This window comes from Gluconacetobacter sacchari (genome assembly GCF_014174255.1).
In the GTDB taxonomy this organism is placed as follows: domain Bacteria; phylum Pseudomonadota; class Alphaproteobacteria; order Acetobacterales; family Acetobacteraceae; genus Gluconacetobacter; species Gluconacetobacter sacchari.
Map to the genome: position 1 here is coordinate 234,613 of NZ_JABEQJ010000001.1, position 17,868 is coordinate 252,480.

General features: G+C 68.4%; 18 protein-coding genes. 7 read left to right on the top strand and 11 right to left on the bottom strand.

Annotated elements, in window-relative coordinates:
- Window positions 1-8: 8 nt before the first annotated feature.
- Window positions 9-1,163, bottom strand: coding sequence for a glycosyltransferase (locus tag HLH48_RS01100; RefSeq protein ID WP_182995645.1), 1,155 nt, complete (start codon window positions 1,161-1,163; stop codon window positions 9-11).
- Between the two features lie 338 nt (window positions 1,164-1,501).
- Here HLH48_RS01100 and HLH48_RS01105 point away from each other — a divergent pair, with 338 nt between their 5' ends.
- Together HLH48_RS01105 and HLH48_RS01110 are read left to right on the top strand one after the other, a co-directional pair.
- Window positions 1,502-2,482 carry a glycosyltransferase gene (locus HLH48_RS01105; protein ID WP_182995646.1) on the top strand — a complete coding sequence of 327 codons (981 nt, stop codon included), beginning with the start codon at window positions 1,502-1,504 and terminating at the stop codon, window positions 2,480-2,482.
- A gap of 169 nt (window positions 2,483-2,651) precedes the next feature.
- A complete protein-coding gene (locus HLH48_RS01110) occupies window positions 2,652-3,548 on the top strand; it encodes a fructose bisphosphate aldolase (protein WP_182995647.1) in 897 nt (298 codons plus the stop codon).
- 115 nt (window positions 3,549-3,663) lie between these two features.
- Here the strand turns inward: HLH48_RS01110 and HLH48_RS01115 are convergent, their stop codons facing one another.
- The 4 genes from HLH48_RS01115 to HLH48_RS01130 form a co-directional block, all read right to left on the bottom strand.
- Window positions 3,664-4,455, bottom strand: a complete 792-nt coding sequence (locus HLH48_RS01115; RefSeq protein ID WP_182995648.1) for a spermidine synthase — start codon at window positions 4,453-4,455, stop codon at window positions 3,664-3,666.
- A gap of 1 nt (window position 4,456) precedes the next feature.
- Window positions 4,457-5,206: a YoaK family protein gene (locus tag HLH48_RS01120; RefSeq protein WP_182995649.1), complete on the bottom strand. Its 750-nt coding sequence runs from the start codon at window positions 5,204-5,206 to the stop codon at window positions 4,457-4,459.
- Window positions 5,207-5,698 (bottom strand): manganese-binding transcriptional regulator MntR, encoded by a 492-nt coding sequence (mntR, locus tag HLH48_RS01125; RefSeq protein WP_246386627.1) that lies wholly within the window; start codon window positions 5,696-5,698, stop codon window positions 5,207-5,209.
- 85 nt (window positions 5,699-5,783) lie between these two features.
- Window positions 5,784-7,184, bottom strand: a complete 1,401-nt coding sequence (locus HLH48_RS01130) for a sensor histidine kinase (protein WP_182995651.1) — start codon at window positions 7,182-7,184, stop codon at window positions 5,784-5,786.
- A gap of 141 nt (window positions 7,185-7,325) precedes the next feature.
- On the opposite strand from HLH48_RS01130, the gene HLH48_RS01135 reads away from it, so the two are divergent.
- Window positions 7,326-8,441 (top strand): THUMP domain-containing class I SAM-dependent RNA methyltransferase, encoded by a 1,116-nt coding sequence (locus HLH48_RS01135; protein ID WP_182995652.1) that lies wholly within the window; start codon window positions 7,326-7,328, stop codon window positions 8,439-8,441.
- Between the two features lie 49 nt (window positions 8,442-8,490).
- Here the strand turns inward: HLH48_RS01135 and HLH48_RS01140 are convergent, their stop codons facing one another.
- Window positions 8,491-9,093, bottom strand: coding sequence for a DNA-3-methyladenine glycosylase I (locus HLH48_RS01140; protein WP_182995777.1), 603 nt, complete (start codon window positions 9,091-9,093; stop codon window positions 8,491-8,493).
- A 216-nt stretch (window positions 9,094-9,309) separates the two neighbouring features.
- On the opposite strand from HLH48_RS01140, the gene HLH48_RS01145 reads away from it, so the two are divergent.
- Window positions 9,310-9,561, top strand: coding sequence for a hypothetical protein (locus HLH48_RS01145; RefSeq protein ID WP_182995653.1), 252 nt, complete (start codon window positions 9,310-9,312; stop codon window positions 9,559-9,561).
- Window positions 9,562-9,579: 18 nt separating this feature from the next.
- Here the strand turns inward: HLH48_RS01145 and HLH48_RS01150 are convergent, their stop codons facing one another.
- Window positions 9,580-9,738: a hypothetical protein gene (locus tag HLH48_RS01150; protein ID WP_182995654.1), complete on the bottom strand. Its 159-nt coding sequence runs from the start codon at window positions 9,736-9,738 to the stop codon at window positions 9,580-9,582.
- A gap of 265 nt (window positions 9,739-10,003) precedes the next feature.
- A complete protein-coding gene (locus HLH48_RS01155) occupies window positions 10,004-10,612 on the bottom strand; it encodes a YceI family protein (RefSeq protein WP_182995655.1) in 609 nt (202 codons plus the stop codon).
- A 171-nt stretch (window positions 10,613-10,783) separates the two neighbouring features.
- On the opposite strand from HLH48_RS01155, the gene HLH48_RS01160 reads away from it, so the two are divergent.
- A complete protein-coding gene (locus HLH48_RS01160) occupies window positions 10,784-11,287 on the top strand; it encodes an NUDIX domain-containing protein (RefSeq protein WP_182995656.1) in 504 nt (167 codons plus the stop codon).
- Here the strand turns inward: HLH48_RS01160 and amaB are convergent.
- Genes amaB through hglS form a run of 3 tightly spaced genes read right to left on the bottom strand, consistent with a single transcriptional unit; the run spans window position 11,232 to window position 15,455 of the window.
- Window positions 11,232-12,752 (bottom strand): L-piperidine-6-carboxylate dehydrogenase, encoded by a 1,521-nt coding sequence (gene amaB / locus HLH48_RS01165; RefSeq protein ID WP_182995657.1) that lies wholly within the window; start codon window positions 12,750-12,752, stop codon window positions 11,232-11,234. The genes HLH48_RS01160 and amaB overlap by 56 nt on opposite strands.
- Before the next feature lie 37 nt (window positions 12,753-12,789).
- Window positions 12,790-14,085, bottom strand: a complete 1,296-nt coding sequence (locus tag HLH48_RS01170) for an NAD(P)/FAD-dependent oxidoreductase (protein ID WP_182995658.1) — start codon at window positions 14,083-14,085, stop codon at window positions 12,790-12,792.
- Window positions 14,082-15,455, bottom strand: a complete 1,374-nt coding sequence (gene hglS, locus HLH48_RS01175; protein ID WP_182995659.1) for a 2-oxoadipate dioxygenase/decarboxylase HglS — start codon at window positions 15,453-15,455, stop codon at window positions 14,082-14,084. Before hglS ends, HLH48_RS01170 begins: the two co-directional genes overlap by 4 nt.
- A gap of 91 nt (window positions 15,456-15,546) precedes the next feature.
- Here hglS and HLH48_RS01180 point away from each other — a divergent pair, with 91 nt between their 5' ends.
- Entirely contained in the window at window positions 15,547-16,527 is a 981-nt protein-coding gene (locus tag HLH48_RS01180) for a LysR family transcriptional regulator (protein ID WP_246386630.1), read from the top strand.
- A 70-nt stretch (window positions 16,528-16,597) separates the two neighbouring features.
- A complete protein-coding gene (locus tag HLH48_RS01185) occupies window positions 16,598-17,794 on the top strand; it encodes an MFS transporter (RefSeq protein WP_182995660.1) in 1,197 nt (398 codons plus the stop codon).
- Window positions 17,795-17,868: the final 74 nt, after the last annotated feature.

Consider the following 17,868-nt stretch of genomic DNA (forward strand, 5'->3'; position numbering starts at 1 on the left):
GGGGCAGATCATAGGGACGCCCCGTCCGGCGCGATAGCCCGGACCAGCGCGTCATACCAGCTTTCCAGGATCGCCGTCTGCCGCCGCAGGTCGAAACGCCCGGCGACGAAGGCCCGCCCCGCCTGCCCCATCGCCGCCCGCCGCTCCCGGTCGGCCGCCAGCGCGCCCATCGCCCCGGCCAGCGACTCGACATCGCGCGGCGGCACGATCAGGCCGCTGCGCCCCTCGTCCACCCCCTCGGGAATGCCCCCCACCCGCGTCGCGACCACCGGCACGCCGCAGGCCGCCGCCTCCAGCATCACCATGCCCAGCCCCTCGACGCGCCCGCTGGCGGTCTGCACGCTGGGCAGCACCAGCATCATCGCCCGCCGCATCCACGCCATGACCACCGCATGCGGCCGCGCGCCCAGAAACAGCACCCGCTCCCCCACGCCCAGCGCGCCGGCCATCTTCTCCAGCCGCGCGCGCATCGGCCCATCCCCGATAATGACCAGCCGCAGGTCCGCGTGCCCCGCCGCCATCCGGGCAAAGGCCCGCAGCAGGTCGTCCGTGCCCTTCAGTTCCACCAGCCGGGCGACATGCAGGATGACCGGCGTCTCCTCTTCCGGCGCCCGGGGCCGGTACGCGGCGCAGTCGACCCCGATATAATGCACCCGCGTCCGCTCGGCCGGAAAGCCGCGCTCCAGCGCCTTGCCGTGCAGGAAGCGGGAATTGCACAGGAACAACCGCCCCTCCCGCGCCAGCGCGCGCCGGTGCAGCGGATAGTTCACCCACGCGGGCGACCGCAGGAAATACCGGTCGGACAGCGTAAGGTCGAAGCCATGGAACGTCGTGACCAGCGGCACGCCCAGCCGGCGCGCCAGCGCCAGGGCATAGACGCCGTCGGTCCCGAAATGGGCATGGACCAGCGCCGGCCGGCGCCCCGCCAGCAGGCGCTGGTAGGGGGCGGGGTCGCGCGTCAGCATCTGCGCGCCCATCCGGGGCCAGCCGGCACGCCCCCACAGGTCGCGCAGCAGCAGCGTCCGCGCGCCGTCCGGCCCCGCCCCGAATCGCATGCGCCCCAGATAGAGCGGCGCGTACCGGCGCAGGGCCTCCGCCTGCTGGGCGATGAAAATCTCGGAAACCCGGAACTGGTTCTGGCGGAAGATGACGACGTCGCGCAAAAGGAGGCACCCGCGGCTCAAAGGTTTTCAGGGGCGCTCCCCCACGCAGCGGCTATCCTATAAACGCGATCAATATGACTATAAAGGCGCCCCGGCGGATCGGACGAAAGATGATCGGCCAGAAATGCCGGCCGACCGTTCATCCCGCGACCTTGGCCGGACAGGCGATCGGCAAACCCGCCTCCATCATCATTCCGCCACTTTTTACGTTCTTCTGTACAAGAGCACTTATTCGATAAACGCGTATTGTCTGGAAATGTATTGTAACATACGACTACATTTTTTATCGATCAGGATGATGCCCCTCCCCTACTGTCGCGCGACGGACACAGGATTCCATGACCATTCCCGCCCACATCCATTTCTGCTGGATCGGTCCGCGCCTGCCCTGGGCCTATGCCTTCGCCGTCCTGTCGGCCGCCGCGACGGGCGGCATGGACGCGGTCATCCTGCACCACACCGACACGCTCGAGGACGGCCCGCAGAAGCGGGCGCTGGAGGCCGCGCCCGGCGTCATCCTCTCCCGCGTCGACCCGCGCCGCGACCTGGCGGCGGTGGAACAGGCCGCCGGCCTGCCGGCGGACAGCCTGGTCGCGCTCTATGAGGGCGTCCGCACGCCGGTCCAGCGCGCGGATATCCTGCGCGCCGCGATCCTCTATCGCGACGGCGGCGTGTATCTGGACATGGACACCCTCACCACCGCCTCGCTGCGCCCGCTGCTGGCGTCCGGCCCCTTCGTCGGGACCGAGCGCATCGTCTGGCCGGCGCATGTCAGGGCCACGCGCTCGCCCACATTGCGGGCGCGGCATATCGGGCTGTCGCTGCTCCGCCAGGCCTGCCGCGTCGTGCCCGGCGGCTGGCGGGGGTTCCGGCGCATCGATTTCCTCTACCCGCTGGGGCTGAACAACGCCGTGATGGGCGCCCCCGCCGGCGCGCCCTGGCTGCATGCCTGCCTGCGCGCCATGCTGGCCCTGTCGCCCCAGGAGCGGCTGCGGCCCTACGCCCTGGGCCCCCATCTGCTGCAACGGGTGGCGGAGCAGATGGGCACGGACGGCCTGACCGTCCACGATCCCGCCGTGTTCTACCCGGTCCCCCCCGAAATCTCGGAACATATCTTCCGCGCCAACCGGCGGATCCGGGCCGAGGACATCCTGCTGCCCGGGACCCGCGTCGTCCATTGGTACGCATCCGTCCGCACGCGCGCGCGGATACCGCGACTCACGCCGGCCCATGTCCGGGCCCATTGCGGGCGGGAATATTACAGCGCCCTGGTCCGCGCCACGATCCCCGACCTGCCGGCCGACGGCGACCCCGGCTGACATTCCGCCGGCCCGTCTTTTCACCCCCGCCTCTTCACCCCCGCCTCTTCACCATTGACGGCAAAACCGGCAATCTCCAGAAACGGGCAATCGCCCGGGAGGCGGTTTCGCGACCACCGTCCCGGCGAGGCCCGGACACGCATCTGCACCAAGCGGGGGAAACACAATCATGTCGATCGAGAGCATGAAGTCACAACTCTCTGGTAAACCGGGCTTTATCGCGGCCCTGGACCAAAGCGGGGGTTCCACGCCCGGCGCCCTGAGCCATTACGGGATTCCCGAAAGCGCCTATAGCGGCGACGACGAGATGTTCCGCCTGATGCATGAGATGCGCGTGCGCATCATCACGGCGCCCAGCTTCACCGGCGACAAGGTGATCGCGGCCATCCTGTTCGAGCGCACGATGGACGGCCTGGTCGGCGACAAGCCGGTCCCGTCCTACCTGTGGGAAGATCGCGGCGTCGTCCCGTTCCTGAAGATCGACAAGGGGCTGGAGGCCGAGGCGGCCGGCGTACGGCTGATGAAGCCGATCCCCGGGCTGGACCCGCTGCTGGCGCGCGCGGCGAAGCTGGGCGTCTACGGCACCAAGGAACGTTCGGTCATCAACCTGGCCGATCCCGAGGGCATCGCCGCCATCGCGGCGCAGCAGTTCGACGTGGCCCGCCAGGTCGCCGCCCACGGCCTGGTGCCGATCCTGGAGCCGGAAGTCCTGATCAAGAGCCCGCAGAAAGCCGCCGCCGAGGCCATCCTGCGCGACGAGCTGGCGCGCGGCCTGGACGCGCTGCCCGGTGACTATCCGGTGATGCTGAAACTGACGATCCCGGACACGCCGGACCTGTATCTGGATCTGATCCGCCATCCGCGCGTGCAGCGCGTCGTGGCGCTGTCCGGCGGCTACACGCTGGACGATGCCTGCACGCGGCTGGCCGCCAATCACGGCATGATCGCCAGCTTCTCCCGCGCCCTGGTCGGCGATCTGAAAGTCTCGATGACCGACGCCGAATTCGACGCCACCCTGGCGACCGCCATCGACAAGATCTACAAAGCCTCCACCATCAAATCCTGAAAACCTGGCTGTGAATGCGCGCTGGTGGCGAGCCGGCGCGCGTTTCCTCCCCTCATCAGACAATCGGGTCCAGGGCGGCGCCCTGGCCTTGCGCCACGCCCGACGCGCTCCGGCTTCACCCCACCCCGTCGATCAACCGAAAGCGCATCCTCTCCAGCGACCGGCGCGTCTCGGCGATCATGGTCCGGGGCGGCAGCAGGAAGTCGGGATCGGTCAGGCCGGCCACGGCGCCCGCCAGCAGCAGGATATTGCCCTCCCGCCCCTCGGTCTCCTCGAACAGGCGCGCATCGCCCCCCGGCGCCACCGCGCGCCCGGCGATGGCCAGGGTCCGCGCGGCCAGGTCCGGCCGTTCGGGCGGCTCGAACAGGTTCATCGCGAGAAACCCGTTCTCCGCCAGCCGCCAGGCGGCATCGGCCAGGAATCGCGCCTCCAGCAGATGGCCGGGCACGACATCGCCGTGAAACGCATCGACGACGATGGCGCCGAACCGCCGGGTGGCGGGCAATCCGCGCAGAAAAGCCGCCCCATCCGTCAGATGGCACGGAATCCAGGGGGGCAGGCCGAAATGCTGGCGGGCGATGGGAAAGGCCAGCGGATTCACGTCGACCAGTTCGACCGCCCGCTCCGCCCGGTCCAGCATCGTGGCCAGCGACCCGCCACCACAGCCGATCACCAGCACCGGCTCGTCGGGCCGGGTCCCCGCCGGCGTCTGCAACAGGAAGCCGAACAGCGCATGGACATAGGGCGCATAGCTCACCCCGTCGGCATCGCTCTCGCTCTGGCAGAACCGCCCCTGCCAGTAGACGCGGCTTTCGGTGCGGATATCCTCGCTGATCCAGATATCGCCATGATCGCTGATATAATGGGCCAGCACGTCGTGGTCGGCCGGGATGAAGGCGGCGGGCATCTCAGGCAACCGGCCCGCGCGGCGCCCGCCCCGCCATCCGGTCCCGGGCATCGGCCAGCGCGCCCGGCAGCGCCAGCCAGGCCAGGACCGGCGCCAGTCCCAGCAACGCGCCCGCCCGCCACCAGCCATAGGCCATGGCCCCCGCCGCCCCGCCGCAGGCGAAGGACAGGACGATCCCGCCATGCAGTGCCAGGCGCTGGCGCACCTGCGCAATACGGGCCGGATCGCCCGGCCGGCGCACCGCCTCCAGCCAGTCCGCGAGTTCGATCCCGAAATCGGTCAGCATGCCGGTCATGTGCGTCGTCCGCACCCGCGCGCCGGAAATGCGCGTGACGGTCGCATTCTGCAATCCCATCAGGAAACTCAGCCCATAGGCCAGCACCAGCCCGCGCACCCCGGCCCACAACAGCAGGTCCGACGCCCCCAGCCCCCCCAGCAGCGCCGCCTCCAGCAGGATACCATAGGCATAGATGGCCCGGCGCCGGCGATGCCGCCCGGCATTGACCAGCCAGGCCGACAGCACCGCGCCCGAGACGAAGGCGCCTATCAGCCCCAGGCAGGACAACGCCAGCGGCAGGTCGGCCGCGCGCAGGCCCATGGACAGGCTGGACAGGTTGCCCGTCATGTTGGCCGAATAATAGCCGACCGCCAGAAAGCCCGCCGCGTTGACCGCACCGGCGACCGCCGCCAGCGAACAGCCCAGCCGGCGGTCCATGACGAACGTCCGGGCGTCCCCCTCGCGCAGCAGCATCTACCCACCCCGTTTCGCGCGATCGGCCATCATGAAGGCCTGCAACCCGGCATTCAGCGCGCGCTCGAAGGCGGCGAGCGTCTCCTCGCCGGCATAATGCTCGATCCCTTCGGCATCGATCCGGACATTGTCGGCGCTGATCCCCAGCGCGGCCAGAAAGGCTTCGACGATGCCGTGCCGCCGGCGCGCATCCGCCGCCAGCGCATCGCCGGCAGGGGTCAGGAACACCCCGCGATAGGGTTTCTGCGTGACCAGCCCCTCATTGGCCAGCCGGGCCAGCATCTTCGCCACCGTGGGCTGGGACACGCCCAGCCGCGCCGCGATATCGACCTGCCGGGCTTCCATCCCCTCGCCGAGCAGGTCGGCGATCAGCTCGACATAATCCTCGACCAGCACGTTGCGCCGCGCCGCCCGGTTCGCCCGGAACCCCTCGGACTGCACCTTCGCATCCACGATCCGCGGCGCCTTGGCGACCGCCGCCTGCCTGTTCAACGGTTTCCCCTCAATCGTTCCCTCGCAGTGAATGGTTTCCCCGCAGCCCGACAATATTCCGCAAAGCATAAAACATTCCGTCGCTTCAGTCCATGCGCGCCACGTCCGATACCGCCCCCCGTCTCGACGCCACATCGTCCACGACGCTGGATACCGGGGCCTCGAACATCCACGTCACGCCATCCGGCTCGTAGCGATAGACGACCGACGCGCCCGGAAGAGCCCGCGGATTGCGTTCGATCACGGCGGTGCCGAACCCCTGGGCGGCGGGTTCCCGCACCGGGGGCCCGCCACTCTCCCGCCAGACCAGGCGAAACACATCGCCCGCGCGCCGCGCCTCGACCCCCCAGTCGATCGCCACCGTCCCGCCATCGTTCGACAGCGCGCCGTATTTGATGGCGTTGGTCGTCAGTTCATGGATCGCGAGCCCGACCCGTTCCGCCGTTTCCGGCAGCAGCCGCAGCCCCGCCGCCCCGTGCAGCAGCAGGCGCGCCCGGTTCACGTCGCCCATCACCGCGGTCTGCGAGGCCAGCAGCGTCTCGACCGTGATGCCCGACCACTGCCCGTTGATCAGCAGGTCCTGGTTGCGCGCGATCGCCGCGATGCGCTGGCCCAGGATCGCGACGAAGGGCGCCTGCGCGTCCGGCACGGTGCGCCGGATCAACGCCAGGACGATGGCAAGCATGTTCTTCGACCGATGCGTCACCTCATGCAGCAGCGCCGCGATCCGGCGCTCGCTCGCCCGCTGCGCGGTCACGTCGCGCGACACGCACAGAATGGCCTCGACCTGCTCCCCGCCATTCTTCAGCGGCGTCAGCATATTGTCCCAGTAGCGCGGATCCTGGCCCGGCACCTGGCTCACGCCGAGGAAACGCGCATTCTCTCCCCGCCGCGCCTTCTGGAGCGCCCGCCATCCTGCCTGATGCGCCTCCCGGGGCAGCAGCCCCAGCCATTCCATGCCGAATCCGCCGTCCTCGGCGACGTTCAGCGCGGCGCAACCGGCCTTGTTCAAATGCGACAGGGTCCCGTCGGGCCGCACGAGCTTGATGCAATCGATACTGGCATTGAGCATCTCCGCCTGGATCCTGGTATCGCGCAGCAGGTCCAGCTCGCGCCGCTTCCTGGCATCGATATCCGTCAGGCTCAGCAGCCAGCGCGGCGCAGCCGCCGCCCCGTCCGGCAGCGTCAGCGGCCGCACCCGCAGCAGAAACCAGCGCGCGCCGCCGGCCGGATGCACAAGCGGCAGGTCGGTCTCGAACCGCTCCCCCGACCCGACCGCATTCCGCACCTCAAGCGCGACCCGCGGCCGCTCGGCGGGGGCGATCCAGTCCATCCATCGCGGCGCGGCGAACCCCGGCCCATAATCCCGCCACGCCCGGTTGAAATACGCGACAGACCCGTCGCGTCCGCCCACGCAGACCATGTCCGCGATCAGGTCGAGGGCCTGATAGCCCGTGTCGGAAAGGCTGTTTACGTCTTGCGGCATGCATCCATCCGACTGTCCGTGCGCTCCCGTTATGGCGATCAAAGGGCGGAACGGACAATGAAATCCCGCGTTCCACGGCCCCGCCGGCGCTCCGTCCACGCGTGTGTTGCCGCCGCGCCAGCTTCCTGTCATGCAGGCCGCATGATGCAGGACCGGGATTTCGAGATTTTCCTCGCCACCGCGCCGGGCCAGGAAGCCGCGCTATATGGTGAAATCCGGCTGAAAGGCTTCAGGCAGCCCCAGGCCGTTCCCGGCGGCGTCGTCATCCGGGGCGGCTGGCCGGAGGTCTACCGCGCCAATCTGTGGGTCCGGGGCGCCAACCGCGTCCTGGCGCGGATCGACGCCTTCCGCGTCACCCATCTCGCCCAGCTCGACCACCGCGCGCGACTCGTGCCCTGGGCGACGGTCCTGCGCCCCGACATCGCCTTCCGGGTCGAGGCCTCCTGCACCGGCTCGCGCATCTACCACGCCGGCGCCGCCGCCGAGCGGATCGAAAAGGCGATCCGCAGGACCGTCCGCGCCCCCTGCGCGCCCGACGCCGCGATCGTCGTCCGGGCCCGCATCGACCACGATCTCTGCACCATCAGCATCGACAGCTCGGGCGACCTGCTGCACCGGCGCGGCCACAAGCAGGCCGTCAACCGCGCGCCGATGCGCGAGACCATGGCGTCGCTGTTCCTGCTGCAATGCGGCTATGCCGGCAACGAGCCGGTCTTCGACCCGATGTGCGGCTCGGGCACCTTCGTCATCGAGGCGGCCGAGATCGCGGCCCGGCTCAACCCCGGCCGCTCGCGCCACTTCGCGTTCGAACTGCTGGCCAATTTCGACGAGGCCACCTGGCGGAAACTGCGCGAGACCCGGAGCACGCGCGCCCCCACGGCCCATTATTACGGCAGCGACCGCGACGCCGGCGCCATCGCCATGAGCCGCGCGAACGCCGAGCGCGCGGGTGTCACCGCCTATACCAGCTTCCAACAGACGCCGATCAGCGACATCCGCCCCCCCTGCGACCAGCCAGGACTGGTGATCGTCAACCCGCCCTACGGCACCCGGATCGGCGACCGGGCGGCGCTGGTCCCGCTCTACCGCGCGCTCGGGCGAACCCTGGCCGCCCATTTCACCGGCTGGCGCGTCGGCCTCGTCACCACCGAACCCACCCTGGCCCACGCCACCGGCCTGCCGTTCCTCCCCCCCGCCGCACCGATCCCACATGGCGGCCTGCGCGTGACGCTGTTCCAGACCGCCCCGCTGGCCTGACACGCAAGCCGATGCCACTTCACGAAAAATTCTGACGGGACCACCAGCTTCAACACTCCAGCGCCCCACCCCGCGCATCGGCCACGCCATGGCGAAAGCACCCGGGGTCATGATCGTCGATCATCCCCACGGCCTGCATCCAGGCATACACGATCACCGGCCCGACAAACCGGAACCCCCGCGCCTTCAACGCCTTCGCCATCGCCTCAGACAGCGGCGAGCGCGCCAGCACCGCGCCGGTCCTGTTCCGCACGGGCGCATCGGGCACCATGCCCCAGGCGAAGGCCGCGAAATCCTCGCCCCGCGCCTGCATGGCCAGATAGGCCCGCGCATTGCCGATCGTCGCCTCGATCTTGGCGCGCGCCCGGATAATCCCCGCATCCGCCATCAGCCGCTCCACATCCGCCGCCCCGAAACGCGCGACCCGCTCGGGGTCGAACTCCGCGAACGCCCGGCGCAAGCCCTCGCGGCGGCGCAGCACGACCAGCCAGGACAGTCCGGCCTGAAACCCCTCCAGGCACAGCATCTCCCACAACATCCGGCCGTCGCGGATCGGCACCCCCCACTCCTCGTCGTGATAGGCACGCAGCAACGGGTCCGTCCGCGCCCAGCGACAGCGCGCGACCGTTTCGGGAAGATCTTCGTTATCCATTCCGGCCATATAGCATCCGCTCACGGGAAGAGCGTTCTCCTTTGAAAAAAAGGAACCAAAAAACTTTTATCTGATCTTAAGCTTTCCGATTGAAACATCCAGCATGACGTCGAGAACGAATTTGGCCAATGTCCTTTTTTCAAGACCTTCGAGCATATATGGCCTTGTGACGATACCCGGCTGGCGCTGCATGATCTCCGTCGCCCAGCCGGCGAAATGCTCCACGTCGAAGCCCTGCCCCAGGCGAACGGCATTCCCGATCAGGGAAAGGCCTACGCCATTCTGTATCGTTCGACCAACGGAGTGGACGGAACCTCGCCGAACGAAGTCTCGGGGGCCGTCATGAAATACGCGACGCTGAAACTGCCGATGCCCGTCTTCATCGGCACGGGCAGCGCGGATATCGACGTGTCACCCGACCAGCAACTCGCGCTGGCAAAAGACGCCTGCGCGGCGGAGGCAAAATGAGCCACCTGGCCACCCCTGCTATCGTCGGCTCAAATCACAAAGCGCATCGATCTTGTCGGCCAGGGCGGCAATGCCCTGGCGCAGGGCATCGGGCATCTGCGGGACGGATTGCGCGCGCACATTCAGCCGCTCCACGTCAGACTGGATTTCGGCCAGAAGCGTAGCCGCTTCCGACACGATGCCATCCCTATCGCCACGCCGCATGCCCGATACCCCTTTTCCGGATGGCACCATTCTGTGGCCGGGATGGAGCCACGACGATATCGAACGCTCTTCCACGGCCCGTCAAGCCTGTGTCACTGTGCCGTTTCGCGGCACAAACGTCGCAGCCCTTTGCTTCAATCTGCCGACACACCCGGAAAGAAGCGCCACCGACAACGCGTATCGCGAAAAACTGCGCGAAGCCGGCCGGATATGTCGACAACAAACGACGCGACGCCCGTCAATCCTGCTTCTCGAACGCACCGGCGATACGCAGGCCGACATCGTCGCTGACATAGGGAACATATTTGTTCACGCCGAAGTCACTGCGCCGGATGGTGCCCGTGGCCTCGAATCCGACGGTGTATTTCTTGTCGATCGGGTTCACGCCCGCGCCGATGAAATGCACCATCAGGGTCTCGGGCTTGCTCACGCCACGGATCGTCAGGGTACCGGCAACGACGGCGTCGCTCCCGCCGGTCGGCGTCACGCGGGTCGAGACGAAGGTGGCATTCGGGAATTTTCCGGCATCGAACCAGTCGGCGCTCTTCAGTTCGCCATTCAGCACGTCGCTGGTGGTCTGCACCGAGCCGACAGGGATCGTCACCGACAGGCGAGAGGCCGCGGGCGTCTTCGCATTCAATTCCAGCGTGCCGGACACGGATGAGAACACACCGGCATAATGGGTAAAGCCGAAATGCAGGACCGAGAAGCCGACCTGCGTATGGCCGGGCTCGACCGCATAATGGCCCGGCTGGACCTGCGCCGGGCTGGTCGCCGTCTGAGCGGCGGCGGGCAGGCTGGCGGCGATGGCAAGGATCGTGAAAAGCGAACAGGCGCTACGCGTCATGTGGACGAACTCCAGAATCGGGACGAATCACGCAGAATGGCCGGACAGGACCGTTCTGCCCCATCCAGACATAACCGAGACACCTGGAGGAAATGATAAAAATGATGGAAATGGATCATTTCCAATTTTACGCTCATTTACCCCGCCAGCCACGCCTCCGGACCGATCTCGATGCCTGCCAGTTCCCCCCCGCCTTCTCCCTCGCCCCGCTCCGATACCCCCCTCCTACCCCGCGTCGGATGCGGCGCCGCGATCCTGCACGCGGACAGGTTGCTGCTCGTCCTGCGCCGGCGGAACCCCGAGGCCGACCACTGGGGCCTTCCCGGCGGCAAGCTCGACCCGTACGAGACGGTAGCGGACGCCACGATCCGCGAAATCGCCGAGGAACTGGGCATCGCCATCACGCTCACGCGCCTGCTCTGCGTGGTCGACCAGATCGACCGCGCCCGCTCCACGCACTGGGTCGCTCCGGTCTTCCTGGCCGCCATCCGCGACGGCGCACCCGCGATCCAGGAACCCGACGCTCTCGCCGACTGGGGCTGGTTCCCGCTCACGGCACTCCCCGCGCCGCTGACCGAGGCCACCCGCCAGGCACTGGCCGCGCTGACGCCCGGCCCGCTCAGCCGATATCGAACCGCACCCCCTGCGCCAGCGGCAGGGTACGGCCGTAATTGATCGCATTGGTCTGCCGCCGCATATAGGCCCGCCAGGCATCCGAGCCGGATTCACGCCCGCCGCCGGTTTCCTTCTCGCCGCCGAAAGCACCGCCGATCTCGGCCCCCGATGGGCCCATATTGACGTTCGCAATGCCGCAATCCGAGCCCGCACCCGACAGGAACTGCTCGATCTCGCGCAGATCGTTGCCGAAGATGGACGAGGACAGGCCCTGCGGCACGTCGTTCTGCAACGCGATCGCCTCGTCCAGATCGGTGTATTTCAACACATACAGGATCGGCGCGAACGTCTCCTGGCGCACCGGCCCCACCTGGGCCGGCATTTCCACCAGCGCGGGGCGGGCATAGAACGACCCGGCCCCGTTCACATCGACCCGGCCGCCGCCATGCACCACGCCACCATGCGCCGCCGCGTCGCGCAGGCTGGCCTGCATCGCCTCGAACGCCGCCCCGTCGATCAGCGGCCCGACCAGCGCGTCGCTATCGATCGGGCTGCCGACCGAAATAGAGCGGTAGATCTGGGCCAGGCGCGGCACCAGCGCGTCATAGACGCTTTCATGCACGATCAGGCGGCGCAGGGTCGTGCAGCGCTGCCCGGCGGTCCCCATCGCGCCGAAGGCCACGGCGCGCAACGTCAGTTCCAGATCGGCCGAGGGCGTGACGATCGAGGCATTGTTGCCGCCCAGTTCCAGGATCGACTTGCCGAAACGCCGCGCCACGCGTTCGCCTACGACGCGCCCCATGCGCGTCGATCCCGTGGCCGAGACGACCGGCACGCGCGGGTCGTCCACCAGCAGTTCGCCGATCTCCCGCCCGCCGATCAGCAGCGTGCCGAGATGCGCCGGCGCGTCGTCGCCAAAGCGGGCCACCGCGCGATCCAGTAGCGCCTGCACCGCCAGCGCGGTCAGCGGCGTCTTCTCCGACGGCTTCCACACCACCGGGTCGCCGCAGACGAAGGCCAGCGCCGCATTCCACGACCACACCGCCACGGGGAAATTGAAGGCCGAGATCACGCCGACCACGCCCGCCGGATGCCACTGTTCCGTCAACCGGTGATCGGGCCGCTCCGACGGGATCGTCAGGCCGTAAAGCTGGCGCGACAGCCCCACCGCGAAGTCGCAGATATCGATCATTTCCTGGACCTCGCCCAGGCCCTCGGACACCACCTTGCCCACTTCCAGCGTCACCAGCCGGCCCAGCGCGTCCTTGCCGGCCCGCAATTCCTCGCCCAGCAGGCGTACCAGTTCACCACGGCGCGGCGCGGGGACGCGCCGCCATGCCTTGAAGGCCTCGGCCGCCTCGCCGATCGTGCGCCGCGCCTCGTCGGCACCGGTCTCGACCACCCGCGCGATCTCCTCGCCGGTCACCGGCGAACGGACGGCCAGCGTCCCCCCCGTGAACCGCGCCGCCGGCACGCCCAGGCGCACCAGCAGGTCGTGCGCCTCGGAAGCTATCAGGTTTGTCATCGTCTCTCCGCTTTCTCGCTTCATGCGTGGCACATCCCTACAGCCGCGCCGTCAGCAGATGCACGGCGGCCGAGCCATATTCGTACATCGCCTCGCGCGCCCGCCGGGCCCGCGCCGGCACCGCGTCGGTCACCGGCATCGCCAATTCGGCCTCGGATATCACACCGCGCGCAAAATCGGCCAGCATGCGGCCGAACACGGTGCCCGGCGCGATGCCGCGCCCGTTATAGCCGCTCATGGATACGACATTATCCGCCAGACGATGCAGGCGGGGCAGGTCGTCAACCGTCATGCCGATGCTGCCGAACCATTCACTCTCGAACCCGATCCCGGCAAGCTGGGGATAGATCCGCGCCAGCGCGCGCGCCGCCCATTGCCGATGCACCGGCCCGCCCGCCCCCCGCAGGGCCCCCACGCTGCCGATCACCAGCCGCCCGGCCCGGTCCAGCCGGAAGGAGGTCAGCACCTCCCTGGTATCCCACGCCCCCTGCCTGCCCGGCAGCACGGACCGCACCTGCGCCGCATCCAGCGGGACGGTGGCGATGTTGAAATAGGGCAGATGGATCAACTCCGCCCGAACCTCCGGCCACAGGGCATCACCATGGGCGGTCGTATAGGCATTGGTCGCCACGATCACCTTCGCGGCGCGCACGCTGCCGGCCCCGGTCCGCAGCCGCCAGCGCCCGCCTTCCCGCCGGGCGGAAACAACCGGGCTTGCGGTGCAAATCCGCGCCCCGGCCGCCAGCGCCGCGGCCGCCAGCCCGCGCGCATAGGCCAGCGGCTGGATCGTGCCCGCCCGCGCGTCCAGCAGGGCGCCGGCATACGCGCCGCTGCCGATCTTTTCAGCGGTCTCGGCCGGGTCCAGCAGCCGGACCGGCGCGCCCAGATGCCGCCACTGGCACTCGCGCTCCTTCAGGCTGGCCAGTCCCGCCTTGCCGACGCCGCAATGCAGCGTGCCGGCCGGCTCGGCCTCGCACGCAATGCCATGGCGGGCGACCAGATCGAACACCACGGACGGCGCGTCGCCCAGCAGCCGGAGGATGCGCGGACCATGCACCGGCCCCAGCCCGGCAATGACATCCTGCGGCATGACCCACAGACCGGCGTTGACCAGCCCGACATTGCGGCCGGACCCGCCGAACCCGATCTCCACGGCTTCCAGCACCACGGCCGAAACCCCGGCCGAGGCCAGATGCAGCGCGGCCGACAGGCCGGTATAGCCCGCCCCGACGATCACGACGTCGGCATCGATGTCCCCGACCAGCGCCGGCGTGACGGGGGCCGGCGGGGCGGACAACTCCCATAATCCATGACTGCGCGGATCGTTCTTCATCGCAGTACCCTGTGTCCTTCCCCCAGGCTTTGCCGGGTCGCGGCGATCGACCGGGCCTGAAGCGCCTCGTACAGCGCGCATTCGTCCAGAACCTCCGCCCCCAGGGCCGCCTCGAACCCCGCGCGATCCGCATGGGCGGCATAATCCGCCCCGGCCCCGCCACCCAGATTGGACCGAAAAATCCCCGCCGCGCTGACCGGCAGGAAATCCTCGTACGTGATCGGGGTCGCCATCACCACGCCACGGCGCACCAGGTCCCCGATCGGCGCATCCGCCGACAGGCCCGGCGGCAGCGATGCCGCACCCGCCAGGTCGTAGCGGAAATAGGCCAGTTCACCCGCGCGCAAATCGTCCTCGGTGTCGGGAAACTGTGTGAAGGCGCGCTCCAGCCGCGCGCCATACGGCCCCTCATCCGGCCCGCCCTCGCGCGCCACGCCCAGCAGGCGGTCATAGAGCGCCCGCCCTTTCGGGGTCAGGGCCATGCCGCGCTGCTCGATCTCGCCGAAACGGGCGGTATGGCATCCCGCCGCGCCCTCGTCGTCGTCCCCTCGAAAGACGATCTGTTCCTCCAGCGCCGCGAAACTGGTCTGGCGCAGCAGGATCGGGCAGGCACGGCGGGGCGGCCCCTCGATCACATCCTTGGCCCGCATGCCGCAAGACGGCATCTCGGCCTGCGCGGCGTCGATATCCAGCGTGCGGGGCGTCAGATGATTGATATGCGGTCCCTTGAAGCACACCACATCCGCGATCAGCCGATGCGCGTCATGCAGGCTGCGATAGGTCGCGGCGTCGACCGTTGCCGCGCGATGCCAGCGGAACGTCTCCAGCGCCTCGCGCACGAACAGATCCGCCTGCGCCGCCGTCAGGCCGCCATCGGCCTCCCACCGCCCGATCAGGTCCAGCACGCCGGGCGTAAAAATCCGCCGCGCCGCCAGAATGCGCTCGGCCTCGACACGCAGGGCGGTATCCGCGATCAGTTCCAGCCGCAGCAGCGAGGTAAAGACCCGGAACGGATTACGATCCAGTGCCGCCTCGTCGATCGGCCGGAACGCCGTGGAATGCACCGGAATGCCCGCGACCGACAGATCGTAATACCCGACCGGCGCCATGCCCATCACGGCGAACAGCCGCCGCATGGTGGCCAGTTCCGCCGCCGTGCCCAGCCGGATCGCCCCATGCCGCTCGATATTCAGCCGCTCCAGCCCGCCCGCGGCCTCCAGTCGTGCCTTCAGAACCGGGTCGTCATGCAGCACCCGGGCGTTCACCCGCCCGACCAGGTCCGTCAACGCGCCATATTGCGGCACCTCCTGACGATACATCTCCGACATCGCCCGTGCGAAACGGGTCCGGACTTCGTCCGCGCTGATCATTCCGGTCGTCCTCACGCCACGCCGCCACCCCGCCGGGCCCCATCATTCTCAACACCATCACGCCTTTCAAACGATAAAGGAAACTGACATCATGCGGATCCGGAATGACCCGTCGCCGCGCCATTCCTCCTTCGCATCCACGGCTGACATGGCGACCCCGCGACGTTTCCTGCCCCCCACCCTGCTGCTGCATTCGTTCGAGGCGGCAGCCCGCCTGCAAAGCTTCACCGCCGCGGCACGGGAACTGCACCTGACCCAGAGCGCGATCAGCCGGCACATCCGGGCGCTGGAACAGCAACTGGGCGCCGAGCTGTTCGTCCGCGACCGGCAGACGGTACGGCTGACGCTGGCGGGCGCGGCCTATGCCCGCGAAATCCGCGACGCCCTGCGCCATATCGCTACCGCCACCCTGGGTTTTCGCGCCAATCCAACCGGCGGTACCGTCAATCTGGGCGTATTGCCGACCTTCGGTGCCCACTGGCTGGCCCCCCGCCTGCCGGATTTCATGGGCGAACACCCCGACATCACGATCAACCTGATGTCCCGCCCGTTACCCTTCGATTTTTCGGGCGATACCCTTCACGCCGCGATCCATTTCGGCGCGGCCGAATGGACGGGCGCGGACATGGATTTCCTGATGTCCGAACAGATCGTCGCCACCTGTAGCCCGGCGCTGCTGGCCCGCCACGCATTCCGCACGCCGGCCGACCTGCTGGAGGCACCGCTCCTGCACCTGGTCTCGCGCCCCGACGCGTGGGAGAGATGGTTCGCCGCCCAGGGGCTGGAGGCGCAGAAGGTCCACGGCATGCTGTGCGATCAGTTCACCTTCATCGCGCAGGCCGCGGCGGCCGGGGCCGGCGTCGCCCTGCTGCCGCGCTTCCTGGTATCCGACCTGCTGGAGAGCGGCCGCCTGGTCGAACTGCCGGGCCGGACTCTCCACAGTGACGGCGCCTACTACCTCGCCTATCCTCAGAATCACGGGGGATACGGCCCCCTTCAGACCTTTCGCGCCTGGCTGCTGAAGACCGCCGGACGAGTTCCAGCCATGCCCAAACTGTCTATTCCGTTCTGATGGAGGGAATGCCAGAACGGTCTCAAGGACTCGGCGCCGGTTCGCATTGCCGTCTTCGCAACAGGTCGACATGTTTTTCAAAACTCTCCCGACTGATGCCGTCATCGGTCTCTGGGCGCTCTTTGCCTGTACCTTCACGGCACTGACCAGCGAAGTCGCGCCCGTCGGTATCCTGATCGACATGGCCCGCACCTTCCATATCCCGGAAGGCCAGGCGGGACTGGCCGTCAGCGCCTTTGCCCTGATGGTTGCGATCGGGGCCGTACCGCTGACGATCATGACAGCACACATCGATCGCAAACGGCTGATGCTCGTCTCGCTCTCCGGCTACGTGCTGTCCAACCTGGTCATGGCGGCTGCCCCCACCTTCCTGCTGCTGTGCGTCGGCCGACTGGTCGGAGGGCTGGCCCATGCCCTGCTGATGTCGATCGTTTCGGCCTATGCGGCGCGCCTGGTGCCACAGAGCATGACCGGACGGGCGATCTCGTTTGTCTATGGCGGCACCTCGCTGGGCGCGATCCTGGGCGTTCCGGGGACCGCGGCCGTGGGGCACCTTGCGGGCTGGCGGGTCGCAATGTTCATCGTCACCGCGCTCGCCCTGGCGCTCACGCTGTGCATCGCGTTTTTCCTGCCGCCGGTCTCATCCCCGCCGGATATCCGTACCCACCTGCCCGGCGTGGCCTCCCGCAGGATCATGCGGATCTTCCTGGTCGTGGTGGCGGTCGATGCGGTGTTCTTCTTCGCGCACAACCTGTTGTACACTTATGTCACCCCGCTGTTGCTCGACCACGGGCTGACCGCCGGAACACTGAGCATCGCCCTGCTGCTGACGGGCGCCTTCAGCATACTGGGCCTGTGGGGCGCGGGACAGTTTGTCGACCGCAACCCCGGCACCGGCCTGCTGGGCGGCGGCCTCGCCATGCTGATCGGCATGGGGCTGATGAACGGGCACATCCTGTCCGGCTGGGCGGCCGTAGGTGCCGTCGGATTATGGTGCATCGGCTATTCGGCCATCATCCCCTTCGTCATGTCCGGTGCGATCCGCGCACGCGCGACCCGCCCCGACGTGGCCGGGGCTGCGATCAATGCCGCCAGCAATGTCGGCATCCTGCTGGGTTCAGCCGCCGGCGGCCAGGTACTGACGCATATGGGCTTCGGCGTGCTCACCCCGCTCGCCGTCGCCATCGCACTCGGCGGCATTCTGCTTGGTTTCTTCAATCCTGCGGCTTTTCCGCACGCCCTGTCTCCTGCCGCGCGAGACGACTGAAATCCTGGAGAACAAACCGGGAAGAACAGGACAAGGTCCCTCGGATTCAAGCCTCACCGGCAACCGCCCACAGA